Origin of the sequence: Leptospira mtsangambouensis (genome assembly GCF_004770475.1) — a bacterium.
Classification (GTDB): Bacteria; Spirochaetota; Leptospiria; order Leptospirales; family Leptospiraceae; genus Leptospira_A; species Leptospira_A mtsangambouensis.
Genome location: NZ_RQHK01000017.1, coordinates 671,291 through 696,344, shown reverse-complemented (window position 1 = coordinate 696,344; position 25,054 = coordinate 671,291). Strand labels below are relative to the sequence as shown.

The 25,054-nt window shown below is 38.8% G+C and carries 25 protein-coding genes; 13 read left to right on the top strand and 12 right to left on the bottom strand.

Annotated elements, in window-relative coordinates; all coding sequences use genetic code 11:
• The first annotated feature begins 34 nt into the window (after positions 1 to 34).
• The 4 genes from EHR01_RS15785 (at position 35) to EHR01_RS15770 (ending at position 6,884) form a co-directional block, all read left to right on the top strand.
• Entirely contained in the window at positions 35 to 2,263 is a 2,229-nt protein-coding gene (locus tag EHR01_RS15785; protein WP_135696054.1) for an ABC transporter transmembrane domain-containing protein, read from the top strand.
• Between the two features lie 21 nt (positions 2,264 to 2,284).
• The gene (locus tag EHR01_RS15780) at positions 2,285 to 3,622 is read left to right on the top strand and encodes an HlyD family secretion protein (protein WP_208721796.1); all 1,338 of its coding nucleotides are present in this window, start codon (positions 2,285 to 2,287) and stop codon (positions 3,620 to 3,622) included.
• The gene (locus EHR01_RS15775) at positions 3,619 to 5,115 is read left to right on the top strand and encodes a TolC family protein (protein ID WP_135696050.1); all 1,497 of its coding nucleotides are present in this window, start codon (positions 3,619 to 3,621) and stop codon (positions 5,113 to 5,115) included. Before EHR01_RS15780 ends, EHR01_RS15775 begins: the two co-directional genes overlap by 4 nt.
• Positions 5,116 to 5,192: 77 nt before the next feature.
• Complete coding sequence (locus tag EHR01_RS15770) at positions 5,193 to 6,884, top strand: cation:proton antiporter (RefSeq protein ID WP_135696048.1); 1,692 nt, start codon at positions 5,193 to 5,195, stop codon at positions 6,882 to 6,884.
• A gap of 31 nt (positions 6,885 to 6,915) precedes the next feature.
• Here EHR01_RS15770 and EHR01_RS15765 read toward each other — a convergent pair whose 3' ends face one another.
• The 8 genes from EHR01_RS15765 to EHR01_RS15730 all read right to left on the bottom strand — a co-directional run bounded on the left by EHR01_RS15765 (position 6,916) and on the right by EHR01_RS15730 (position 12,793).
• Positions 6,916 to 7,605: a DUF1003 domain-containing protein gene (locus EHR01_RS15765; RefSeq protein WP_135696046.1), complete on the bottom strand. Its 690-nt coding sequence runs from the start codon at positions 7,603 to 7,605 to the stop codon at positions 6,916 to 6,918.
• A gap of 170 nt (positions 7,606 to 7,775) precedes the next feature.
• Positions 7,776 to 8,516, bottom strand: coding sequence for a 3-deoxy-manno-octulosonate cytidylyltransferase (kdsB, locus tag EHR01_RS15760; RefSeq protein ID WP_135696044.1), 741 nt, complete (start codon positions 8,514 to 8,516; stop codon positions 7,776 to 7,778).
• Positions 8,517 to 8,520: 4 nt separating this feature from the next.
• On the bottom strand, positions 8,521 to 9,048 hold the full coding sequence (locus EHR01_RS15755; RefSeq protein ID WP_004786009.1) for a flagellar basal body-associated FliL family protein: 528 nt from the start codon (positions 9,046 to 9,048) through the stop codon (positions 8,521 to 8,523).
• Position 9,049: 1 nt separating this feature from the next.
• Positions 9,050 to 9,883 (bottom strand): flagellar motor protein MotB, encoded by an 834-nt coding sequence (motB, locus tag EHR01_RS15750; protein ID WP_040917235.1) that lies wholly within the window; start codon positions 9,881 to 9,883, stop codon positions 9,050 to 9,052.
• Between the two features lie 10 nt (positions 9,884 to 9,893).
• Positions 9,894 to 10,676, bottom strand: a complete 783-nt coding sequence (locus EHR01_RS15745) for a motility protein A (RefSeq protein ID WP_004784282.1) — start codon at positions 10,674 to 10,676, stop codon at positions 9,894 to 9,896.
• 3 nt (positions 10,677 to 10,679) lie between these two features.
• Positions 10,680 to 10,898, bottom strand: a complete 219-nt coding sequence (locus EHR01_RS15740; RefSeq protein WP_135696042.1) for a flagellar FlbD family protein — start codon at positions 10,896 to 10,898, stop codon at positions 10,680 to 10,682.
• Positions 10,899 to 10,919: 21 nt separating this feature from the next.
• Complete coding sequence (locus EHR01_RS15735; RefSeq protein WP_135696040.1) at positions 10,920 to 11,999, bottom strand: glycosyltransferase; 1,080 nt, start codon at positions 11,997 to 11,999, stop codon at positions 10,920 to 10,922.
• Positions 11,999 to 12,793, bottom strand: coding sequence for an MlaD family protein (locus EHR01_RS15730; protein WP_135696038.1), 795 nt, complete (start codon positions 12,791 to 12,793; stop codon positions 11,999 to 12,001). The genes EHR01_RS15735 and EHR01_RS15730 overlap by 1 nt, the downstream gene beginning before the upstream one ends.
• 70 nt (positions 12,794 to 12,863) lie before the next feature.
• Between EHR01_RS15730 and EHR01_RS15725 the strand changes: the two genes are divergently transcribed.
• Genes EHR01_RS15725 through EHR01_RS15710 form a run of 4 tightly spaced genes read left to right on the top strand, consistent with a single transcriptional unit; the run spans position 12,864 to position 15,181 of the window.
• Positions 12,864 to 13,844, top strand: coding sequence for a zinc-binding dehydrogenase (locus EHR01_RS15725; protein ID WP_244310151.1), 981 nt, complete (start codon positions 12,864 to 12,866; stop codon positions 13,842 to 13,844).
• The gene (locus EHR01_RS15720) at positions 13,834 to 14,364 is read left to right on the top strand and encodes a hypothetical protein (RefSeq protein WP_135696034.1); all 531 of its coding nucleotides are present in this window, start codon (positions 13,834 to 13,836) and stop codon (positions 14,362 to 14,364) included. The genes EHR01_RS15725 and EHR01_RS15720 overlap by 11 nt, the downstream gene beginning before the upstream one ends.
• Positions 14,361 to 14,669 (top strand): LIC13255 family lipoprotein, encoded by a 309-nt coding sequence (locus EHR01_RS15715; protein WP_135696032.1) that lies wholly within the window; start codon positions 14,361 to 14,363, stop codon positions 14,667 to 14,669. The genes EHR01_RS15720 and EHR01_RS15715 overlap by 4 nt, the downstream gene beginning before the upstream one ends.
• 2 nt (positions 14,670 to 14,671) lie before the next feature.
• Positions 14,672 to 15,181, top strand: a complete 510-nt coding sequence (locus tag EHR01_RS15710; RefSeq protein WP_135696030.1) for a hypothetical protein — start codon at positions 14,672 to 14,674, stop codon at positions 15,179 to 15,181.
• A gap of 10 nt (positions 15,182 to 15,191) precedes the next feature.
• On the opposite strand, the gene EHR01_RS15705 is transcribed toward EHR01_RS15710, so the two are convergent.
• Positions 15,192 to 16,127, bottom strand: coding sequence for an acyl-CoA desaturase (locus EHR01_RS15705; RefSeq protein WP_135696028.1), 936 nt, complete (start codon positions 16,125 to 16,127; stop codon positions 15,192 to 15,194).
• Positions 16,128 to 16,231: 104 nt separating this feature from the next.
• Here EHR01_RS15705 and EHR01_RS15700 point away from each other — a divergent pair, with 104 nt between their 5' ends.
• Genes EHR01_RS15700 through EHR01_RS15680 form a run of 5 tightly spaced genes read left to right on the top strand, consistent with a single transcriptional unit; the run spans position 16,232 to position 22,649 of the window.
• A complete protein-coding gene (locus EHR01_RS15700) occupies positions 16,232 to 17,446 on the top strand; it encodes an aspartate kinase (protein WP_004786328.1) in 1,215 nt (404 codons plus the stop codon).
• Between the two features lie 12 nt (positions 17,447 to 17,458).
• A complete protein-coding gene (locus EHR01_RS15695; RefSeq protein ID WP_135696027.1) occupies positions 17,459 to 18,511 on the top strand; it encodes a putative peptidyl-prolyl cis-trans isomerase in 1,053 nt (350 codons plus the stop codon).
• Entirely contained in the window at positions 18,511 to 20,061 is a 1,551-nt protein-coding gene (locus EHR01_RS15690; protein WP_135696026.1) for a spiro-SPASM protein, read from the top strand. Before EHR01_RS15695 ends, EHR01_RS15690 begins: the two co-directional genes overlap by 1 nt.
• A complete protein-coding gene (locus EHR01_RS15685; RefSeq protein ID WP_135696025.1) occupies positions 20,036 to 21,646 on the top strand; it encodes a cytidylyltransferase domain-containing protein in 1,611 nt (536 codons plus the stop codon). Before EHR01_RS15690 ends, EHR01_RS15685 begins: the two co-directional genes overlap by 26 nt.
• Positions 21,636 to 22,649, top strand: a complete 1,014-nt coding sequence (locus tag EHR01_RS15680; protein ID WP_135696024.1) for a tetratricopeptide repeat protein — start codon at positions 21,636 to 21,638, stop codon at positions 22,647 to 22,649. Before EHR01_RS15685 ends, EHR01_RS15680 begins: the two co-directional genes overlap by 11 nt.
• Here EHR01_RS15680 and EHR01_RS15675 read toward each other — a convergent pair whose 3' ends face one another.
• The 3 genes from EHR01_RS15675 to EHR01_RS15665 are packed head-to-tail and all read right to left on the bottom strand — an operon-like array spanning position 22,650 to position 25,020.
• On the bottom strand, positions 22,650 to 23,321 hold the full coding sequence (locus EHR01_RS15675) for a response regulator transcription factor (RefSeq protein ID WP_002977218.1): 672 nt from the start codon (positions 23,319 to 23,321) through the stop codon (positions 22,650 to 22,652).
• Between the two features lie 11 nt (positions 23,322 to 23,332).
• The gene (locus tag EHR01_RS15670) at positions 23,333 to 24,730 is read right to left on the bottom strand and encodes an NAD(P)(+) transhydrogenase (Re/Si-specific) subunit beta (RefSeq protein ID WP_135696023.1); all 1,398 of its coding nucleotides are present in this window, start codon (positions 24,728 to 24,730) and stop codon (positions 23,333 to 23,335) included.
• Positions 24,730 to 25,020, bottom strand: coding sequence for an NAD(P) transhydrogenase subunit alpha part 2 (locus EHR01_RS15665; protein WP_035983036.1), 291 nt, complete (start codon positions 25,018 to 25,020; stop codon positions 24,730 to 24,732). Before EHR01_RS15665 ends, EHR01_RS15670 begins: the two co-directional genes overlap by 1 nt.
• Positions 25,021 to 25,054 lie beyond the last annotated feature (34 nt).

Below are 25,054 nucleotides of genomic sequence, written 5' to 3'. Positions count from 1 at the left end.
TCAAGTGGAGTCTAAGACTCGAATCACAATTCGCATGTTAAAATTTCTACACACGTTGGTATTTCACTTCAAGAACCAACTCTTCAAAAAAAAAGAAGAAAGTCTCTCCGTCAGGCTCACTTCCATGAAAGATTTGGCAAAATCTGTTTTGGATTTTTTCTCAGAATCACTCAATATTCAATCGTTTCCAAGCCAAATCATCGAAGGTTTCCGGTCTTTACGTAGCAAGTACAGACAAGTTACAAATCAAAATTTTTATGATTTCCTATTCGCCGCTTCACACCAGTATAAGGTTCGCCTAAACATTGTTCAAAAAACATTACAAGACATAAGACCTTATATTACCGATGGTTCCCCTTTCGTGTTCCAAGTGACGAATGAAACAAACCTCATACCAGAATTTTATGCAATCTTACGTTATAAAACATCTTCCTATCGAATCAAAGTCCTCAATCAAATTGATTCTGACGAAGAATGGTATTCAGAAAAAGAACTACTAAAACTCATCGGAATCAAATCAAACAAAGAATATGTAGATTGGGTAATTGCTGAACCAACATTTCCATTTTCAACAAATAGAGATATGTCGAAAGATGATTCTCCAGTTAAAAATGCTCTTAAACAAATTTCCCATTTGATTCGAATGGAATCCCAAGATGTTTGGATCGTTTTTATTTATGGGATTGGAATTGGAATTTTATCTTTGGTCGTTCCTGTTGCAACGTCTTCATTAGTTAACATAGTAGCTTTCGGAGTTTTGCTCCAACCTGTCATCATATTAACATTGTTAGTTGTCTTTTTTCTTGGATTTGCAGGTGCCATGCAAACCATTCAAATCTATGTAGTGGAAATTTTACAAAGACGTGTGTTTGTTAGGATAGCTACAGAGTTTGCTGTCAAATTTCCAAAAATCCGCCAAGATTCCTTAGATAAACACCATAGCCCAGAACTCGTGAACCGTTTTTTTGATACCATGACCATTCAAAAATCCATACATTCCTTGTTAGTTGATGGTTTATCGGTTATTTTGACAACCGTCATTGGTTTTATTTTGATTTCGTTTTATCATCCTATTTTTATCGTATTTTCTTTTCTCATTTTGTTCATTGGTGGTTATTGGGTTACTTATCGATTGGGCAAACCAGCTGCCGAAAACTATATCAAAATTTCAAAAGAAAAATATAAAGTAGCAGCTTGGTTAGAAGAAATATCAAGACACTCTGCTCTTTTTCATTCTACATTTGGTTCAAATTTTGCTTTGGACAGAGCCGATTCGTTTATCAGGGATTATTTGTATGCAAGGAAAAAATACTTTTTTAACTACATACGCCAAATCATAGGTCTTGTCGGAATCCAGGCCTTAGCAAGCGCCATTGTACTAGGATTAGGTGGTTATTTAGTCATCCATAGACAACTTACAATCGGTCAATTGGTTGCAGCAGAACTTGTGATTGCAAAGGTTCTCAGCGATATATCTAAATTTGGAAAACAATTGGATAGTTTTTACAGTTTGATTGCGGCTGTGGATAAGATTAATTCGGTTTTCAATCTACCCACAATTCCAGTGAAAACAGTGGAATTTGAAATTCCCGAAGGACCAATCCAAGTGCAACTCTCTGGAGTCCATTATTCCCTTACGAATGGTCACAAAATTTTTAATCAATTTAATTTAAAAGTATCACCAGGTAAATCTATTGGTATATCGTCTAATACTCCTTATGATGCACATATCCTATTAGATTTGATAAGTGGGGTAAGAACTCCAACATCTGGAATCGTAGAATACAATCACCAAAACATTCATGAAGTTTCTAAAGAACAGATTCATTCTTTCACCTTTCTCATCCGAGGAAATGAAATTTTTGAAGGAAGCATTTTGGAAAACATTCGAGTGGGAAGAGAAGAAATATCCTTAATTGAAATTCGTGAACTTTTAGAAACGTTAGGAATTTGGGAAACAATTCAAATCCTACCAAATGGAATTCATACTCCACTCTTAACTTTTGGTCATCCTTTTGATTCAATACAAACAACGATTATTTCTCTCGCAAGAGCAATGATTGGAAAACCAAAACTATTGTTAATCGATGGAAACTTGGATCTATTACCTCCATCTCTCCTCAATTCTGCACTCAAAATTCTTTTACAAAAAAACAAAGAATGGACTCTATTTATCGTTTCCAAATCACCTACTGTTCTTTCTCAGATGGACCAAATATTAAGATTAGAAAATGATTCACATTCCATAAAGGTAAATTCTTAAAGTTGGCTTATGAAAACTGATATGTCACAAAAATGGAAACTACATAAAAATCTACCTTCATATCGATTGGTGCAAACAGCTTTACCCGCACAAAGTCTAGCTTATCTTCTCACCATCATATTCTTTTTAAGTTTTCTCATCTTATTGTACGTACCTTGGCAACAAACAACGATGGGATTTGGTAGAGTTGTTGCATATGCTCCCCTAGACCGTCAACAAGTCATTGAATCTCCCATTAGTGGACGCGTTGTGAAATGGCATGTACATGAAGGGACTCGTGTGAGAAAAGGTGATCCTATCATTGATATCTCTGATAACGATCCCAACTTTATCAATCGAATTCGTGAGGAAAGAAATGCACTCTTACAACGGTTAGAAGCAGCAAGATCCAGAGAAGACAACATTCGATCACGAATCATTAGTTTACGTTCTTCTCGTGGCAGTGCTGTGGATGCCGCAGATTCCAGAAGGATGATGGCAAAAGATCGAGTCCGTGCCAGCGAACAAGCAGTAGATGCCGCAAAAGCTGCGTTAAAAACAGCAAACCTCAATCTTGATCGTCAAAAACAATTATGGGAAAAAGGCCTTACCTCCAAACGAACATTGGAACTGGCAGAACTAGAACATACCAATGCCGAGACGGGTCTTGATCGTGCAAAAGCAACTTATGATGCAGCCATTAAAGAAGAAAGGGCCTTATACAGTGATACAGGAAAAGTAGCACAAGATGCAGAAGCGTCGATCAATGATGCCAAGGCTTCCTTAGCTTCTGCGCAATCGGAAGTAGCACGTGTTTTGGAAGACTTACCAAAGTTAGAGGCTCGGTTATCAAGACAAGAAAACCAAGAAATATTTGCACCGAGGGATGGAACCATTATGCGAATTTTGGTAAATCCTGACACACAACAAGTCAAAGAAGGAGATGGAGTAGCGATCCTTGTTCCCGATGCAGAAGACAAAGCAGTGGAACTTTTTATCTCCGGCAACGATATTCCGCTCGTAGGTGAAGGAAGAAAGGTTCGTTTACAATTCCAAGGATACCCAGTTTTACAAATCAGCGGTTGGCCGGAAACTGCCGTAGGAACTTTTGGAGGAACGGTCAAACTTGTTGATATCACAGACAATGGATCTGGAAATTTCCGAGTCCTTGTCATCCCAGATCGAGATGATCGTAAGTGGCCGTCCAGTCGTTATCTCAGGCAAGGTGTGAGAGCCAAAGGTTGGATTTTTCTTAATCGTGTCAGTGTTGGTTATGAACTTTGGAGAAGGTTTAATGACTTCCCACCAAACTTACCAATGGATGATCCAGAGATGAAATCATTGTTAGATGAAACTGGAAGTGGGGATAAGGTCAAATGAAATCAAAATTCAAACAATCTTTACTTGCAATCCTTTGTCCATTTGGAATGTTTTTTTCCTTTGTCTTAGAAGCTGATCCAACACGAGATCCCTTTGAATCTTTACATGGTCCCAATATTTATTCTCAAGACTATATCAACCAACAACCAGGAGTTCTTACTTTAGAAGAACTTTTAAAGTCTGTTGAAAAATCTTATCCACTAGTTCTTGCCGCAGAAAAACTTTTATCAGAAGCCGAATACAACTATCTAGCAGCTGAAGGTGCATTTGATTTACAATTTAAATCCATGGGAACCACAAAACCAATGGGTTATTATACAAACAATTCAGCTGATGCAATGTTTGAAAAACCAACTCCACTTGGCGGAACTTCTTTTTTTGCTGGTTATCGCATTGGTCGGGGAACCTTTCCGGTTTATGATGGAAAAAGAGAAACGAATGATCATGGTGAAATTCGGGCGGGTGCCATCTTTCCCCTGATGCGCAATCGTGAGATTGATAAAAACAGAGCCGATATCAAAAAAGCGGACCTAGACCGTAGACTCGCAGAACTCTCCATTCAAAAATTAAAAATCGAAGTCATTAAAGAAGCAACAAAACGTTATTGGAAATGGGTCGCCAGTGGCCAAGAATATTTAGTCAACAAAGACTTGTTAGCAATCGCAAAGAACAGGCAAAATCAAATTACCGAAAGAATCAAGTTAGGTGACATTCCGAAAATGGAAGGAACAGAAAATGACCGAGCAATTTTGCAAAGAGAATCTCAATTTGTTTCTGCAGAACGAGAGATGCAAAAAGCGGCCATCGATTTGTCTTTATTCCTACGTGCACCTGATGGGAATTTAATCCTTCCTACAACAAACAGATTGCCCATAGGATTTCCAAAACCTATTGATTATAAAAAAGTGGAATTGGAAAAAAGTATCAAACTGGCTTGGAAGTATCGACCGGAATTACAAGACTTTGAATTCAAACGAGATAAAGTTCGCGTAGACCAAGATATGGGTTATAACTCGTTAAAACCACAAGTGGATTTAGTGGTTGCTGGATCACAAGACTTTGGTCCAGGTTCTGTCACAAGAGCAAAACCAGAACTAGAAGCCTCTCTCATCCTCAACCTCCCCATCCAAACCAAAAGACCGAGAGGGATGATTGGAGCAGCTGAAGCAAAGATTGCCCAACTCGACCAAGAACTACAATTTTCAAAAGATAAAATCAAAACAGAAGTACAAGATTCCATTTCAGAGGTGATTGCCTCGGCAAAACGTGTAACTGTTACTCAAAATGAAGTGGAACTAGCAAGAAAGTTAGAAGAGATGGAACGTGAACGGTTTGCCCTTGGTGATTCTACTCTTCTATTCGTGAATATTAGAGAACAGACAAGTGCCGAAGCCGCTGTTCGAGAAATTAAGGCATTGTACGATCATCATGTGGCCATTGCCCATTTCCAAGCCTCTACGGCTTCCATTTTGCAAATTTCTCCCTTTCCGTAGTTTGTTTTATTGTTCAGAAAAAAAAACGACTTTCACTACTCCGTGAATCTCTAAACTTTTCCCTAAAGAAGGTATCTATGCACGGGGAAGAGTCACTATTACAAGACATTGGTCTCAGTATTATTTTCGCAACAGTCTTAAGTCACATCGCAAGAGTACTCAAACAACCGTTAATTTTAGGTTATATCATCGGTGGGGCCATGCTCGGTAAAGAGATGGGGTTTGAACTTGTCACGAACGAAGCAAGTATCGAACTCATTTCAGAAATCGGACTCATCTTACTTCTCTTCATCATCGGATTGGAAATCAATTTGGCCGAACTCGCAAAAATGGGTAAGGCTATGTTTACTTTGGGAATCCTTCAGTTCACTCTTTCCGTTGCTTTTGTGTATTCTGTGTTTCCTTTTTTTGGTCTTCCTATTGGATCTGAAAAGTTTGACCTTCTTTACATAGCCGTTGCACTTTCTCTTAGTTCTACGTTAATCGTTGTTAAATTACTACAAGATAAAGTTGAAATCAACACCCTCTCAGGAAAATTGACGGTTGGGGTTTTGGTATTCCAAGACATCTGGGCCATTTTGTTTATGGGGGTCCAACCCAACTTAAACAATCCAGAAATACTAAAAATTCTATCTTCTGTTGGGATCATTGTTTTACTTATTGCCTTTAGTTTTAGTGTCAGCCGTTATGTTTTGGCCAAGTTATACAAAGCCTGTGCTAGTAGCCCGGAACTTATCCTTTTAACCTCTATTATGTGGTGTTTTCTTGTCTGCGGGATCGCAGGAGAAGCAGGACTTTCCAAAGAAATGGGTGCACTCGTTGCTGGTATGAGTATCGCTGCTTTCCCTTATGGAGCAGATGTAATTTCCAAACTGATTGGAATTCGCGACTTCTTTGTGACTCTATTTTTTGTGGCCCTGGGACTAAAAGTACCTCTTCCAAGTTTGGAAGTGATTGGGCTTTCTGCAGCCATCATTGCTCTTATGTTATTTGTAAGAATGATTACCATTGCCCCTGTCATCATCAAACTCAACAAAGGGGTTCGAAATGGTTTCTTAACTGCACTCAACCTAGCACAGATTTCAGAGTTTTCGCTCGTTATTTTAGCGTTAGGTGCTGGATTTGAACATATCACTCCAAAATTGCAAGCAGTGATTTTAACTTCGACCATCATTGCATCAGTTCTCTCCACTTACATCATTATGTTTAACCATAATATCGCTGCGACATTCGAAAGATTACTCGCTCGTGTTGGTATCACTGACCAAGCGGAAGAATCTGGAAAAGAAGATAAAGCAGGTCACGGGGGGCATGGCGACGGAATGGTGCGAGACATCATCGTCCTTGGATATTTCCGAATTGCACGTGCCTTTGTGGAATACTTAGAAGACTTATCCCCTTCACTCATCAAACGGATCATCATTGCTGACTACAACCCAGCCTTCAAAGACGAACTCACAAACAAAGGATTCCAATGGGCCTATGCCGACCTGGCCCATCCAGATTCTTTATCCCATATTGGCCTTCACGATGCATCGATGGTCATCTGCACCATTTCTGATTCCTTCTTAAAAGGAACCAATAACAACCGTTTGCTCTCTACACTCAGTAAACTTGCACCCAACGCAAAAATCATCCTTACCAGTGATGAACCTGGTGAAGCCAAAAAGTTAGTAGCGGATGGAGCACAAAAAGTCATCATCCCTGGTGTGATCACTGGAGAGTTTTTGTATGATTATATCTCTCGGGGGATGAGAAATAACGAATAAGAAAAATTTAAAATAGATTAATATTGGAACCTTATTTGATTTTGCTTCGGATTTCGTTTAAAATCTCGATCTGAATCGCCTGGATCTTCATCATTTTTGACCATTGGTCGAGTAAAAGATGATCCACTTTTTCATGTAAGGTTCTAATTTCAATCTCAGATTTTAGATTCACTTTGTAATCATTCTCTGCGCGAATTCTATCCTTTACCTCTTGTCTATTTTGACTCATCATAATGATAGGTGCTTGTATTGCGGCAACGCAAGATAAGATTAAATTCAATAATATAAATGGATATGGATCAAATGGCTTGAGATACAGATAAAAACTATTTCCAAATATCCATAGAATTAATACAGAAAAGAAAGCGATAATAAATTTCCAACTGCCCCCAAAGGATGCAACTTTGTCCGAAATTCTATCTCCAAATGTAAGTGAATCTGTTTTTAAGGAAGTATCAATTGTTAAAATTTCATTTTCATTGATACTTTTGATAACTTCTCTCTCTAAATTTTCAATGTTTCCTTTTTCTTCTTCAACTAACTGAGTAATATACTTCATTCGAAAAATATTAAAATCATTTTTACAAATCTTACTTTGGTCATTCCAACCTGGATATTTTTCATTAATGAGTTCTACAATTTCGTTACCTATACCAAAACCACTTATTAACTGATGTTCACGAAATGATTTTTTACAAACAAAACAAATGTTATTTACCATACAATCCTTTGAGTTGATCCAATTTGATATAATCTTTTTGTCTTTTAATCTAAAGATAAGATTATGGAAGATAAAAACTTATGAGCAATGATTAATTGGTTCCTAACTTGATTTCCTCTCAAATATTTGATTCATTTGGAAATAAGCATCGATTGAGAAAGGAAAAATCGTTAAATCAAACCCTTCGCTTTAAAATCCCGAATTACCACTTCTAAATCTGCTGGTGAATCCACACCCAAGTTGGCTTTATCAGAAAGATAAACTCCAATGGTAGATCCATTTTGCAAAGCACGAAGTTGTTCTAATGATTCTACCGTTTCCCAATCAGAAGCTGGCAATTGGTTGTACTGCATTAAAAATTCTCTTTCATAGGCATAAATTCCTAAATGCCGATGGTAAGTTGCCTCTCCCTTAAAAGAAGCGGGGATCGGAGAACGTGAAAAATAATTGGCACGTCCGTTTCTGTCAAAGACCACCTTTACTTTGTTAGGATCTTTTGGATCTTCTGAGGAAGTAAAAGGAACCGCCGCTGTGGTCATTTCCCAATTTCTATGTTTGGTTTTTAAATCCAAAACCCCATCCATGAGGTTTGGTTCCATCCCGGGTTCGTCCCCTTGGATGTTCAGAATGATTCCGTAATCTGGAAATTTTTCTGCGACTTCGATGATACGATCCGTGCCAGTTGGATGGTCGGGACTTGTGAGAACCGATTCCCCACCAAAAGCAATGACGGCCTCATGAATTCGTTTGTCGTCAGTGGCCACCACCAAACGGTGGATAGATTTGGAAAGAGATGCGTGGTGGTAAGTCCACTGGATCATTGGTTTTGTACCAATGAGGGCCAGTGGTTTTCCGGGGAGTCTTGTGCTCGCGTAGCGCGCAGGGATCACACCGAGGATTTGGTCGGACATAGTCCTAGTTTACCAAGAACTCGGTAAAGTAAACCTCTTTGATTTTTCCATTGGTCAAAATATGATTTAAGTGGGCTTTGATTTCCTCACGTAAATCCAATTGGTTGGTAATGGATTTTAAATCGTCTTTTGTTTTACGTGCAATGACAAGGTTAATGATGTTTTGCATTTGTGCCACACGTGCAGCAAGTTCCGCAGAAAGTGCAGGTTGACCCGATTCAAATCCAAGAGACATCTTTAACTTCACAAAGTGTGACTCACCAACATCAGAAGTATTCACTCTAAATTCTTCTTGAAATGTGTAAACTTCCAAAGGAGGGGGAGCTTTCACAAGAGAGATATTCTTTTGTTGTTTAAACACACTTGTTGCAGTTTTTTGAGCAACAAACATCGATATTACGGTTACAATGATAATCCCAAAAATGGCAGCAGCAATGTACAATAACCATTTTACAATGGGGGACATCCCTGTGGAGGCGGTACTACCTTCGGCTAACCCACCTTCTTCTTCATCTACTTCACGGTCACCCATGTTAAAATTCTCCTTCTACATTTGTTTCAGTGTTCGGTAAACGAGTGTCAGGTAGTCCGTATTTACTTTCCCCTGGTGCTCGTTTGGTAGACTTCTCTGTCAGAATGATGATATCCACTCTACGATTGAAAGCTTTTGCTTCCGGTGTGCCTTCATTCTCCAATACAAGAGGTCTATAGGATCCAAAACTAACCGCTTGGAACCAACTTGGTTCAATTTCTTCTGAATTGATCATAAAAACAGTAGCATTCACAGCTCTTGCTCCCGCCAAATCCCAGTTATTGATATATTCTCTTTCTTCACGGCCAGGACGGTTTACAGGATTGACAGCATCGTCATCACTATGTCCTTCTACTCGAACAAATCGTTCGAGCCCTTTGATAAGCCCAGCTGCTTTTCGTAATGTTTCTCGGATTGCAGGTGTTAGGATGGCCGAACCAGGATAAAAATAATCAGCTCCCACAAGGGAAATCACAAGTCCTCTTTCGTTTTCCGAAATTCGAACTTTTCCTGCTTCTACTTCAGGTTTAAAAACTTCTTGGGCATCTTTTTTGGATTTAGAAAGGTTACGCCCTACCACTTGGGAAGGAAGAGACTCAATTTGCATTCCCATCTCTTCCAAAGAACCTTTGGATAGTGTTTGTCCCCCAGTGAAAAATCCTGTAGTGGATTTGAATGCAGATAAAATGATCTGCATCTCCTTTGCATCTGTTTTCCCTGTTGTATACAAAAGGATAAAGAAACAAAGGAGAAGTGTCACCATGTCCCCATAAGTTGCCATGAACTCGGGAACCTTTTGGATGCACTCAGGACATTTTTCTTTTTTAGACGCCATAGTTTAGATATTAATCTCCGTCGTCTTTGAGTGCTGTTCTTTCAGCAGGAGTTAAGAAACTCGCAAGTTTCTCTTTTACAATCCTTGGGTTGTCCCCGGATTGAATCGATAAAGTTCCTTCCACCATAACTTGTTTGATCACAAGTTCATCTTCCGATCGTCTCGTAAGTTTTCTCACAATCGGTGCGGCAAATAAGTTCTGAGCAAGTGATCCGTACAATGTGGTAATGAGGGCTGTCGCCATACCTTGTCCGATGGCACTTGCATCCCCACCACCTAAGTTCTTTAACATCCCCACAAGACCCACAAGGGTCCCAAGCATCCCGAACCCTGGCGCAAAACCAGCGTAAGCATCCCACCAAGAGCGACCATAAGCATGCCTTGTGGCCGTGTTCCCAATTTCGGTTTCCATAATATTTCGAACGAGTTCCGGATCCGTTCCATCCACTACGAGTTGGATTCCCTTCTTTAAAAATTCTTCTGGTAGTTCATTGATATCATCTTCTAAGGCAAGTAAACCTTCACGACGAGCTTTTTCAGAAAAACTAACGAGTGTCGTAATGAGACCTGGTAAGTCTGAGGGAGGATTTTGGAAGGCTTTTTTGGTAACGGCTCCCACTCCAATGGTAGAGGTCCAAGGAAAAGAAATGATCGTGGCGGCGGCGGCCCCACCAAATGTAATCATCACTGAGGGAATATCGATAAGGTCTGTTAATGCAAGACCACCCGAAACCACCCCAAGTAACATCAAGGCCGCTCCAAGGGCCAAACCAATGACTGTAGCTATATCCATTTCTTATGTTTCCTCAGGCCTTCTTTCAGTGACTCGAGGGAGGTTGTGGATTCTCGTTTGGTAAACAATTACCTTTTCCACAACTTCCGCGACAGGCTCTTGTACAATGAACTTTTTCTCATTCACAAGAGTGATGATCGTATCCGGATTTGCTTCAATGGTCTCAATCAAATCTGCATTGAGAACAAATTCAGCACCTTTGAGTCGATGTAAAATGACCAAGAGATCCCCCTTCAGAGATTTCTATTTATGTCTATCGACTACCTTTCGAATTTCGCTTACGAATTTTTCTTCCGTAAATCGATTGATGGAATTTTGGAAATCTCCGCGTTTGAAATGGATCTTCTCAGCCCTTTGGATGGCCTCATTTAAGGATTTTACGGTCTGTTCTTTGAAAAATACCCCAGTTCTGTCTTCTTTGACCGATTCCAACGCACCCCCCTTCCCGTAGGCGATGACAGGTGTGGCATAGGCTTGCGACTCAACAGGAGTGATTCCGAAGTCTTCCATTCCAGGAAAAATAAACCCTCGTGCTTTTTTGTATAGCTCTACCACCTCTGTACGAGGGAGTCCCTTTTTCCAGAGGATGTTTTTCGGTAAATTTTTGACGAGTTTCCCCTCTTCTTGGCCCCCACCCACAAGGATGAGTGGTTTTCCGTTTTCGCGGAAGGCTTCAATGGCTAGGTCAATTTTTTTATAAGGGGCAAAGGCCGAGACCATCAAGTAATAGTCATCTTTTGAAACATCATGAACTCGGAAGTCTTGGGGTAAACAGGGAGGATACACAATTTTATAATCACGTCGATAATACTTTTGGATCCGTCTTCCCACAAAATGCGAGTTACATGTAAAATAATCCACGCGATTGGCAGATGCGGCATCCCAAGTACGTAGGTAATTGGCAATGGTTTGTAAAAGAAAAAATTTAATACCTTTCCGACCAGGAAAATAATCATAATACATATCCCAAACGTACCGCATGGGGCTATGGATATAACTCAAATGGAAGGTATCAGGATGAGGAATGACTCCTTTGGCCACACAGTGCGAAGAACTAATCACCACATCATATCCTTTTAAATCCAATGATTCGATGGCAGTGGGGAAAACAGGTAAATAGTAACGATAGTATTTTTCTTTGAATGGAAGATTGTTTGTGAAAGCCGTTGTGATCTTTCTATTTTCAATCCTTTCGTTTAATTTTCCTTTGGAATAAAAAAGAGTAAATAAATCCGCTTCTGGAAATGCTTTTAATAAACTATCGAGTACGATTTCGCCACCGCGCATACCGGTGAGCCAATCATGTATAATTGCAACTTTCATTATTCTTGTGGTCCAATCCTTCTTCCCGTAATTGGCGTTGTACGTCCGTAATACGATGCTGTAATTAAAAAAGGAATCGGCATGGTGTTTTCTAAATTTCTAGAACTTTCCATATAACGCCTTCCTTCTTTTCCAATGGTTTCTGCGTCCTTCACAGTCGCAAGAAGTTCATCATACATTTCTGTACTCCCGATTAATTTGGGAATTGTTCCTTCTGTATGATTTAATTTATCGGAGATGGAACGAAAATCCAATGTGATTTGTCTGAGGTCTGCCCGATTTTCTTCCATCGTCACGGAAGTGGCTTTGAAAAAATCATCAAAATAACGAGCCGAAGGCAAATAGTCGGGACTTTTTTCACCCTCACGAAACGTGGGTTTAAAAAAAGGACGTTTTCCATCAGAACTTCCTGGGTTGATATTGATGATCCTTCCTGAAAACAATGTTATGGTTTGAAAATCCACTTCATAGTTATCCCAAAGGGTCAATGGATCTTCCAAAGCAATATGTAATTCTATCGCATGATCTATGTTATGGTCGAGAAACCGGCGATCGGGTACATCAATCAGTGGCCTAGAATCGATATGGGCTACATACCCTTTTTGGATTCCTAAAATTCGAACCTCGGTCCCTTCCTTAATTCCATCAATGCGAGAGTAAAATAAAGATAACCGGTAAGGGTATTTTTTGGCAGGTCGATCTGGCTCAATGACTGTAGTGAAAAAAGCAAAGACCAAAATAGAAAAAAAAACGATCCCAGTCAGGGATTCCTTTGATAACTTTTTTGATTTCACGGCAGACTTAAAATTCTTCCTTCCAAAGAAAGAGTTGGCAAGCAGATTTTAAATGACTGAATGGGAGAAGATGAAAGCAGTCACCATCCTCAAATACGACGAATCCGAACCTCAATTGGAACTCCGTGAAAAAGAAGTTCCAACACCGAAAGAGAACGAAGTCAGGATCAAAATCCATCTTTCTCCGATCAATCCTTCTGATCTAATGTTCATCCGTGGACTGTATGGATTCAAAAAAAAAGCTCCTGTCTCTGCAGGGTTTGAAGCCAGTGGAATCGTCGATGCCGTAGGCAGTGCCATCAAAACTTTAAAAGTAGGAATGAATGTGTCTTGTGTGGCTCCGCAAAATGATGGGTCCTGGGCAGAATATATGATCACTACAGAAGACAACTGTTTGCCGTTAGTGGATGGAGTGAGCCTTGACGAAGGGTCTAGTTTTTTTGTAAACCCTATGACTGCTTGGGCTATGGTTTCCAAAGGTTCCAAAGAAGGCCATCCTGCTATGATCCAAACGGCAGCTGCCAGTGCCTTGGGTAAAATGGTGGTTCGACTTTGTAAAGAACGTGGAATCCCTTTAATCAATGTTGTGCGAAAAAAAGAACAAGAAGATAGTCTTTTAGAAATTGGTGCAGAAAACATTTTAAACTCCACTTCTCCCAACTACCAAAAAGATTTATTCAAAATCTCTAAAAAACTAAATGCAACTTATGCGATTGATGCAGTGGCAGGGGAAACAGCGCAGTCCCTCGTAGAATGTATGCCATATGGATCAAAAGTAGTTTGTTATGGAGCTCTTTCCGAAAAACCATTTGCCGTAAATTCAGGGATTATCCTTTTTCAAAACAAAAAGATCGAAGGGTTTTGGTTGTCTTCCTGGATTTATGAAATTGGTTTAGAAGAATTTCAGAAACAAGCAAAAGAAGCACAAAAGTATTTAAAAACTGTTTTCCAAACCAAAATCAACAAACGATTTAAATTTGAAGAATACAAAGAAGGTTTGGAATTTTACAAACAACATATGACCGAAGGGAAGGTAGTATTTGGTCCGTAGATATTTATTTTTATCTTTAGTTCTTTTTTCATTCGTTTTTGTCCATTGTCTAAGTGATACAAAAAAGAACTTAGAAAGTTTAAAGGCCTGTCAGTTTGATTTGGTGGATGTTCGTGTGGACCTCAAACCAAATCCAAATTTTCCATTAATTCCCTTAGTGGATTTGTATCCGCAAGTTTCAGTGGTCAATCCAAACAACACCAAAGTCTCCATCTATCAATTTGATTTGGAGATAGAACTTGTGACTCCTAAAGGAAAAGAATACATAGGAAAACTCCAAAACGAAACGCCTCTCGAAGTAGAACCAAACTCTGAGGCATTGGTGGTTTTGAAACTTGTTCCTGAACAAAAAGGTTCAATTCTACCCAAACTTCTTATGTTAGCAAAACAACTATCAGATGCAGCTAGACGAGGGGAAGATGCAGAATTCGAAATTTATGGAACGGTTCAAGTAGATAGTGCTTTTGGGAAACTTCCCATTCCCGTGAAAGAAGTTTCTCGGATCAAACTTAAAAAATGAAATTTTTCTACCTCGGGATTATCGCCCTTCTTTTTAGCATTGGAATCAACTTTCAATGCATTCAAAATCGAGATGATTTGTTTTATTCTGCAAGTGAAGGAAACCAAAAGATTTTTGAAACTTATGCTTTAAAAAACTCTTCCTGCGGTGCAAACAAACTTCCTGGTGCACTGGTGCTTGGTAGAGTTAAAATTGACGAATTAAAACTTTGTTTTAAGGCAATTGAACTGACAGATTGTAACACATGGAATACGGAAGGATATCTTCCTGACTCCTGTAAAGCAATTAGTACGAGTTTTAGATAGTTATGTGGCGGTATTTATTTGATTTATCAACTGCGGAAGTTTTTTTATTCGCATCACTAGCATTAGCCGGTCTTTTTCTACTCGTATTCGGAAAACTTAGAAAAAAAGAAACCGCCACAGGTTTAAAATCAAAACAAAACAGTAACCAGGAAGACCTTTCCAACCAGTCTTCCAACAAATCGAAAAAGGATTCCAAACAATCAAAAGATACCAATCTGAAGGTGATGGAAGTTTTTGATTACAATGGGACAAAAATCCTCCACCAAGATGGTGCTTATACAGTGAATGACCAAGGTGTGGTTACCAATTATATGAATTGGAATCTCCTTCCCGCCAAATACCAAAAAATGGTAAAGGAACTGGACAATCGGTCCTTAGGAGAAAAAGGAGAAGACTACTTTTTAGAAATGATCAATGGATTTTATTATGTTTCTCTGCCAGGCGGAAAGAAAAAAAAATATGATTCCATCCAAAGTATCCCAGCAGATATAAGAAAACGATTAGGGGTATAACAACCTCAATTTAAATAGACAATACCTCTGTTTTGTTTTTGATCTTAGAAGATTGTTTCGATTCACGTAGGAATCGTTTTGTTGCCTTTTGTTCGCGGTCTCGAAGAAGTCCTTCCTCAATCACTTTTTTAGGTGGTTTTTTTAAATCCCAAACAATCCCAAACCAACTAAGAACTTTTAAAATATAATAAGAAACATCCACTTCATACCAATAGAACCCTTGGTTTACCGATGAACAGTAATAGTGGTGGTTGTTATGCCAACCTTCACCCATCGTAAGAAGTGCCAGCCAAAAATTATTTTTACTCGTATCGCGTGAATCATACCGCACTGAACCGTAAACATGAGAAAGAGAATTAATCGTCCACGTGGCATGGCCTAAAAAGAAAGTAGAAACAGCATATCCATACACAAGCCAAGCCCAACCACCCACTAAATAGAGTAAGATGGCATACGATAACGGTGCAATCCAATGGTGACGGTCGATAAAACGTAACTCGGGATATTTATAAAAATCAGGAATGAGTTTGGCTTCATAATCATTGTAATCGTTTCTTAAAAACCAAAACATATGCGAATACCAAAATCCCTTTCGGCTGGGAGAATGGATGTCCTTTTCGGTATCTGAATACTTATGGTGGTTTCTATGGTGAGCCGCCCACCAGAGTGGACCTTTCTGCATAGCCATGGCCCCGATCCATGCCAAAACAAATTGAAACACGCGGGATGTTTTGAAGGAAGCATGTGAAAAATAACGATGGTAAGCAGCAGTGATTCCAAACATCCGAAGGAAATAGGATCCAAGGGCCAGCCCCACCAGAGACCAGGAAAAGGGAACGGTAAAAACGGTAAGGACAGTGGCTTGGACCAAAAAAAACAAAATTAGAAAAAGTAAAGGAGCCTTTTCTTTGACAATCGGCTCGACGGTTGAGGAGGAAGAATTCATTCAGGGAAACCTATATCTATTGGAGTCCTCTCATTACGTTTGGTTGCAAAAAAATTCATTCTACTTGATTCCCGATTTGCCTGTAGCACCCTGTCCATATACCCATGTCATCGAAAATCGTTGTCCAAAAATACGGTGGAACCTCCGTTGGTGACACCACTAAAATCCAAAATGTGGCCAAACGCATCAAACGTTACCACGACGAAGGCCAAAAAGTTGCCGTTGTAGTTTCTGCAATGGGACATACTACCGACGAACTTGTCGACCTTGCTGACCAAATTTCTAAAAATCCTCCCAAACGAGAAATGGATATGTTGCTCTCGACAGGTGAACAAGTCTCGATTGCTCTTCTTGCCATTGCTCTGAATGAAATTGGAGTCCCGGCACAATCCTTTACTGGTTCTCAATTAAAAATCTTAACTGATGGAAACTTCTCCAATGGAAAAATCGAAATGATCGATCGTTCTCGCATTGATGAAGCATTTAACAAAGGGAAGGTGGTGATAGTTGCCGGTTTCCAAGGAATTGATAAAGACGAAAATATTGTCACCCTTGGTCGCGGAGGAAGTGACACTTCTGCTGTAGCACTTGCTGCTGCCCTTGGTGCAGATGAGTGTGAAATTTATACTGACGTTGATGGTGTTTACACTGCCGATCCAAGAAAAATTCCTACAGCAAAGATGCATAAACAAATCACTTACGAAGAAATGTTAGAACTCGCTAGCCTTGGTGCGGGAGTCCTTCATTCTCGAAGTGTTGAATTAGGTATGAACTATAACGTGGTCATCCACGTACGATCCAGTTTCCACGACAAACCGGGAACTTTAGTGATGAGTGAGGACAAAATTATGGAAAAAATGAAAGTGAGCGGAGTAACTGCTAAAGGTGACCAAGCTCGAGTTACCATTGCCGATGTAAAAGACAAACCAGGGATTGCCGCAGAGTTATTCACTCAATTAGCAAACAAAGATGTGATTGTGGATGTCATCGTTCAATCGTCTCCAAGAGACGGAATCAATACCATTTCTTTTACCATTGCCAAAAAAGACATTTCCGCAGCAAAACCAATCATTGATGCCTATGCAAAAGATCATGGAAATGGAAAAGCAGAAATAGACGAAAACATTTCGATTGTTTCTGCTGTTGGTGTGGGGATGAAATCCCATGTAGGTGTGGCCGCTAAGATGTTCCAATCACTCGCTGAAAAAAACATCAATATTGAAATGATCTCCACCTCAGAGATTAAAATTTCCTGCGTCATCAAACAAAACCAAGCGGAAGATGCAGTAAAGGCTTTACATACTACGTTCATCGGGTAAATTTACGACCGTATGCAAAAAGGACTTCGAATGCCTCGACTTTTGATTTTATTTTTTGCATCGGTTTTTGTTTTTAGCCTCTTTTTTGCTCCCATTATCAGTTTAAGTTCTTACGAATCTTTAAATTCCGTTTTAGTGATCGTTGGACCCAAATCCATCTCAAGTTTGGATTATGAAGAAGGTGTGGAACGTTACAAAAACCTATCTCGCTTTTTTCCCAATTATCGTAAAAAAGGATCTCTTCATTCCCAAGTGGTGGATTTTCTAATCGATCGAGCTGTGGTGGACAATGCTGCCGAAGAAGAATCCATCCAGGTCAATGAAAAACGAATCGAAGCAGAAATCCAAAAACGGATGGAAGCACAAGGAATTAGTGATCTGGAACAATTCAAAAAGGCCGTCCAAACCCAATTCAATTTACCTTATGATGTTTGGTTGGAAGATCTACCTTACCAAATCAAAAAAGGCCAACTTCTACAAATCAAAGTAAGTCCGCCTTTACCTTCAGAACAAGAAGTACAAGCTTGGTATAACAAAAACAAGGCGAAGGTGGGTTCTGAATTTAGATTTAGAGAAATTGTTTTTTCACCAGCCAATTCATCTATTGATGAAGAAACAAGAGTGTTTAATGAACTCACTGAAATTCGAAACAAATCTTTAAAAGATCCTTCTTTCTTTAAACTTGTTGCTTCTGGCCCAAGAAACGAATCTCGATATCGCTTGAACGGTGGACTCGTCAACTGGGTTCCAACCTTCGAACTATACAAATCCCAACCCACAACTGCTTCTGTATTAACACAAGTAGGTGGAGCTGGAAAAATTTCAGAAGTATTCCGTGATGATCGCAAACGTTATTGTTTAGTTTTCATTGAAGGAATGCGTCCCACTCCATTAGATGCAGTCAGAAAAGGGATCCAAGGATTTTTATTTCGAGAAAAGGAACAAACTTCTTTTGAAGACTGGGTTTCCAATACACGAAAAAATTCCTCCATCTCCATCTTTGATCCTATTTATATCAAAGAATACAATATCAGCAATCCGGAAGAAAAATACAATATAGACTAATGATGAACCGGAAAGACTATAACCCAAGTTTTGCGGTTGTCTATTTGGACTCCCAATCCATTCAATTTTTAAACCAAAATTTTAAACCTGAATTATGGGAAGAATTTGTACATCGCCTCTCCAAAACATTTCCCAAAATTCAAATTCATATCAATACAAACGAATCTCTTTCACAAAAAATAAATTCCAGTGCTTTAAAAAACCAAATTTTACTCCATGACGATGTATCCAAGGAATATGAATTTCTCCTCAAATTAGGAAAAATTTTGCCAGAGTCAAAGTTTAAAGATCCAGATTGGGATGAAGTTTGTTTTTTATATTTCACTGGAATATCTCCACTTTTAGATTCTAGACTAACAGAAACAGCATGGGATCGTCATAAAAACTTTTTTAGCCAGTATTCTTATTCGGAAAATTTACCGCCAGGGCTCACACCCACGATCATCACTCGTGAATTTCTTACTTCTTTACCGGATACACTGACCACTGACATCCATTCGTTTTTTCTAAAAAACATCAACCAATATGATGTAGATATTTTTTATAAGGCACCGGACCTTCGCCAACTTCGTTTGGACTTTCGACTTTCCTCTTTTCGTTCGCTAATTCTCATCCAAGGGTTATTGCCTTTGGGTAAAGATTTAACGTATGAAAATCTCCTTTCTAAATTAAAAGAAAATCCAAATTTATTTCGAAGTGCTCCTTCTTATTTGGAATGGGAAATTTATAAAGGTTGTGAGCTTAAATGTACATTTTGTCCGCGTGAGTTCGCAAATTTAAGTAATGATGGAAGTTTTGTTTCTTTAGAAGATGTAAAATCCACCATCACCAAACTGGGCAATGAACTTTCTTCTCCGATTACCATCAGTCTAACAGGAAATGGAGAACCCCTCCTCCACCCAAATTTTAAAAATATAGTTTTAGAAATTTTAAAATTAAATTCTTTATCGGAACTCATCGTCGAAACAGCTCTCTACACAAATACAGACTCATTGTTGTCTCTGATAGAAAGTTTAACTCCTTCGGATAAAGAAAAACTTTGTGTCATCGTAAATGTAACCACTTTAAATCCAGATGTTTACAAATCATTATATGGAAAACCAAAACTGGAAAAAGTGCTAGGTACGATTGATTTACTTTCGCAAAACCTTCCCAACAAATCATTACATGTGCAGATGATCAAAATGAAAGAAGTAGAAGAAGAGATTGATCCTTATTTTACTTTTTTTGAGAAAAAAGGAATCAATGTGATTCTACAAAAATTCAATACGTTTGCACACAAGCTCCCTGAACGTCGAGTGAGTGATCTCACTCCGATTCATAGAGATTTTTGTTGGCATTTGGTGCGAGATTTGTCTCTTTCCGTAGATGGAACTGTTTCCATTTGCAAACAAAAACAAACGGAAGTGATCGGAAATTTATATACAGAAACTCTCGGCGATGTTTGGCAAAAAGGATTGGATTTTTTTAAACATAGCTTTAATGGTGAACACGATAAAATTCCTGCCCCTTGTTTGAATTGTGATGAGTGGTATACTTTCAACGCGTGATTGTTTTGCCTTCATCCAGGCAAGACTAGGTTCCACAAGATTCCCTAAAAAAATTTTAAAGTCCATCCCAGAAGAATCCAATACTTCTGTCCTTTGTCATATCCATAATCGACTTTCTACCATCTTCCCCAAAGAACAGATTGTTTTTTTGGTTCCCGAAGGGGATACAGAACTCATTGCATTTCTAAATAAAAAACATTACCAATACTTTGTTGGATCGGAATCTGATGTTCGAGATAGATTTCGCAAAGCTTGTCTTCATTTTAATTCCAAACATATATTCCGCCTAACTGGAGATAATCCTTTTGTTGATTTAGAATCCATACGTTATTTGTATGAAGCAATTACGTATATTTCTGATCCTTATTATAGTCTATCTATGGTTGGATTGCCCTTGGGAATGGGAGTAGAATGTTTTTCTGCAGATTCTCTTTTGTTTGATTTAGAAGGCAAAGCACCGGAACGACATACAGAACATGTTTCCCTTCATATCAAAGAACATCCAGAAATCCATAAACAATATCGATTGTCTGCCCCACATCTCAATCAGTTCGTTGATTTAAATCCAAGTTCTCTTCGAATCACTGTTGATGAATCCAAAGATTTTGAACTTGTTTGTTCCTTGTGGGAAAAATTAGGAACGAGAGACCCACTGTTTGGTGCCAAAGAAGTGATCCAACTTGCAAAAGACCAACCGGAAGTTTTTTTGGTTAACGCTTCTGTGGAACAAGTAACGTTTCCTTTGCCAAAAACAAATGGCGAATCCAAACCAGTGCGGATTGTCTATGCAGAACCTTCTCTCTATGGAAGTGGACATTGGGAACGATGCAAATCTTTGTCTGTATTTTTGGAGATGAACGGATACCATCCCATAGTTTCAGACAAACCAGATCTCCAATCTAAACATCTACCACAGATATTAGATATCAGAGAAAATGAATTTCCCTTAAACCATTTGTTTTATATCGATAATCTCCATCATTTGCCAAACAAATCCAATTCTAGTTTTTTTCTCCCAAATCCAGTGGCAGCACTTACCCCGGGCGATCTTATATCATATTTTAGTTCCCCGCTTTCCGAATTGGATTGGAATCAATCCACCATCCCTGGGCAAATTCTAATCTATGCAGGCAATTTAGGAAAAGAAGAATCAGAACAAATTGATAGCTATGTATTACAATTTCTAAATACCAATGCTTCTCTTGGGAAAACTAACATAAATTCAGCGGTTCGCATTGGGGGAACACCTCCCATAACAAAGGAAGTGCAGTATATCCAAAGAGTTTCTTATATTGAATTTTTAAAACATATTCAAACATCTGAAGTTGTTCTTACTTACTTTGGTCAAACGATGATGGAATCTCTATCCTATGGTAAAAAAGTTTGTTTGTTAGGAATTACACCTATACATGAATCTTTGGGTAAATTTGCTGAAAAAGAATTAGGAATTCCCTACTTAGGATCTTTTTCTGAATTAAATGAAAACAATCAGTTTCCGAAAGTTTTTCCTCATTTAAAAATAAAATTAGTTCGCGATGCTCACTTAAAAATTTTGAAATGGTTAGAATCAATTTATGAAAGCTAAAATACAAATTCTATTTTTCGGTTTTCTTCTTTTACTTTTTACAAATTCTATTTTTGCTCAAACCGAAGACAAAGAAACCATAGAAATCAATGCAAAGATCGAATTGGAAAAAGTCAGTCGCAATATCATCAATGCACTTCGTTATGGAAGATTTCTTTTAGCGGATACTGAATGGAGAAAAATCCAATCCGATGTTTATAAATCCTATCCTGAGTATGATTATTTAAACGGAAGTTTGTTATACTCAAGAATGGAATGGCAAGAGGCAAAAGAAAGTTTAAACAAAGCTCTTAAAAAAGAACCAAACCATGAAGCAGCAAGTTTTTTACTCGGTATGATTTATGCTCAGGAAGATAGTTGGGCCGAGGCAAAAGATACTTGGATGGAAACCAATCAAATTTCCCCATACAATCCATTTTATCATTACAACTTAGGTCTTGCCTACTTTATACTAAAAGATTACAACAATGCAATTGTTTCCTTAAACAAATCTTTAGAATACAAAGCAAACTACAATGAAGCAAAACTCATTTTAGCAAAAACTTATTTAGAACTAAATGAAACGGAAAAAGCTAAAGTGGAACTTTCCACCATTTTGGAACAAGATCCCAAACACATCCAAGCATCCCATTTAATGGGCCGCGTTGTATATTTACTCGAAAAAGATCCGAAAAAATCTCTCACTTATTTAAAAAACCAAAGAGTCCTTGGATGGAGAGAAAAAAAGATATATGCACGATGTTACTTTGAAATTCGTAAATGGAGAGATGCGGAAAACCTACTTCGACCAATCGCCTACTCACCGTTTGCCGATGAATATGACCAAAGTTTTTATTTAAATCTACTTTTGAATTTAGGATACGATGAAAGAGCAAATGACTTCTTTCATTTCATCCAAAAACAATCACAAAACGAATCTAAAATTGCAGAAGCTTACAGAATGTTACTCTCTTCCCGCGAGGGAAAAGACTTACTGTATCACTATTTTAAACTTAGATATTGATTAAGAAACGACGATATCCGTTTTAGCTTGCGTGTATTTCCATTCCACAGCCACACGAATTAGTTTTTCGTTTTCAGTGATGCTGAGTTTGGATTTTATACGTGAACGTAAAGTTTCAATAGTGGAAGGGGCAAGACCCATATTGGCAGCAATTTCTTTGACCGGCATCCCTTCTCCTATCATGAGAAACACTTCCAATTCACGATTGGACAATCTGTCGATAGGATCTTTTTCGTCTTTTTGGGAAGCTCTGTACAAATGTCCGAGCAGACGAGTGGCTTGGGAAGAACTCACAAAATAATCTCCCTTCAGCACAGTGTGGATGGCTTCTACGATTTGTGTGGTAGTGTCTTCTTTGAAAACATAACCCATAGCACCGAGTTTAAAAGCACGATCCACAAAGGTATCATCCGTCAACATACTGATGATGATGACGGCAATATTAGGAAAAGTTGTTCTAAGACGTTTGAGTAACTGCAAACCATTCTGGTTTTGTTTGAGTTGAATATCAATTAACACCAAACTTGGTTGCAGTTTTTCTATATCATTAAATGATTTTTCAATGTTATCCGCACTCCCGATGCACTCTAAATCTTCCGATTTAGCAATTAGGTTTTGTAGTGCATCTACTACAAGAGGGTGGTCATCAACGATATAGACTTGTTTCTTCATATTTTCCGGCTCTAAGATTCTTTTAAAGCTGTGATCATCTCTTGTGTTGCTTTTTTACCATCACCAAACAACATCAAACAGTTGTCAGCAATGAAGAGTGGGTTAGGCACTCCTGCAAATCCAGGACTTAAGGAACGTTTGATCACAACAACTGTCTTAGCATTTCCAACATCCAAAATCGGCATACCAGCAATTGGTGATTTTGGATCTGTTTTTGCAAGAGGGTTTGTTACGTCATTTGCCCCATTGACTATCACAACATCAACATTTTCGAAAGTACTATTGATCTCGTCCATCTCTTTCAATCGATCATAAGGAATATCTGCTTCCGCAAGTAAAACGTTCATGTGACCAGGCATACGACCTGCTACTGGATGGATTGCAAATGTAACATCGATACCACGTGCAGTTAAAAGTTGGTATAAATCGCGGACAGTATGTTGCGCTTGCGCTACAGCCATACCATATCCAGGGACAATCACTACACTTCGTGCGACATCTAACAACATTGCGACTTCTTCAGCACTTGTAGATTTCACTTTACCTGAGTAAAAATCGCCATCATCTTTCATTTCTGTAGCGACAGCCCCGAAGCCACCGAAGAGCACATTCGTCAAACTACGATTCATCGCTTTACACATGATTTGCGTTAGAATAATTCCAGAAGCTCCAACAAGTGATCCTGAAATGATCAGCACGTTATTGTTAAGAACAAATCCTGTTGCTGATGCTGCAATCCCTGAATAAGAGTTCAGAAGAGAGATCACAACCGGCATGTCAGCCCCACCAATCGGGATCACAAGGAACACCCCAAGTAGTAAACTCACACCACTTAATATCCAATAAATGGATTCATCTGTTGGCTCTAAACATCCATACACACCAAGACCGACTGCTGTAAGACCAACTAAGATTTTAACAAGTTGGTCACCGGGATAACGAACTGCTTTTTCTGTAATAAAACCTTGTAACTTACCGAAGGCGATAAAACTTCCAGAGAAAGTAATTCCACCAACAATTGCAGAGAATACGATGGATACGATTTCTTGGTAGTTCACAGCAAAAGCATATTTAGGAATAGAAAGTTGAAGCGCAGCGCCAGCAACAAACACAGATGCGATTCCACCAAATCCGTTGAGAACGGCAACAAGTTGTGGCATTGCAGTCATCTGGATTTTGATCGCTAAAATAATTCCTATGAGTGATCCAATCAGAACCCCAACAAGGATCCAATCGTAAGTTAAGATGGCTTGGTCGAAGAGAGTTGCGACAACCGCAATGAGCATACCTAAGGCACCGAGTAAATTTCCTCGAGATGCAGTTTTAGGATGTGCTAGCTGTTTGATTCCAACGATAAAAAGAATGGAAGCAACAAGGTAAGATAGGTTAAGAATACTGACTAATTCCATTATTTAGGTGCGTCCTTTTTCTTAAACATTCCGAGCATTCTATGAGTCACAAGAAACCCACCTACTACGTTGATCGTAGCAAAAATAACAGAGAGTAAGCCCAAAATTTTTGTGATATTGCTCTCTTGGATTCCGGCTGCATAAAGCGCACCAATCAAGGTAATGCCGGAAATGGCGTTGGAACCCGACATAAGAGGGGTGTGGAGGATGGGGGGGATTTTTGTGATGATTTCAAATCCCACGAAGATCGCGAGGACGAAAATCGTGACGGCTGTAACAAATATTTCCATAAACTAGTAGTAGTTATGGAAAAAATGGCCATTT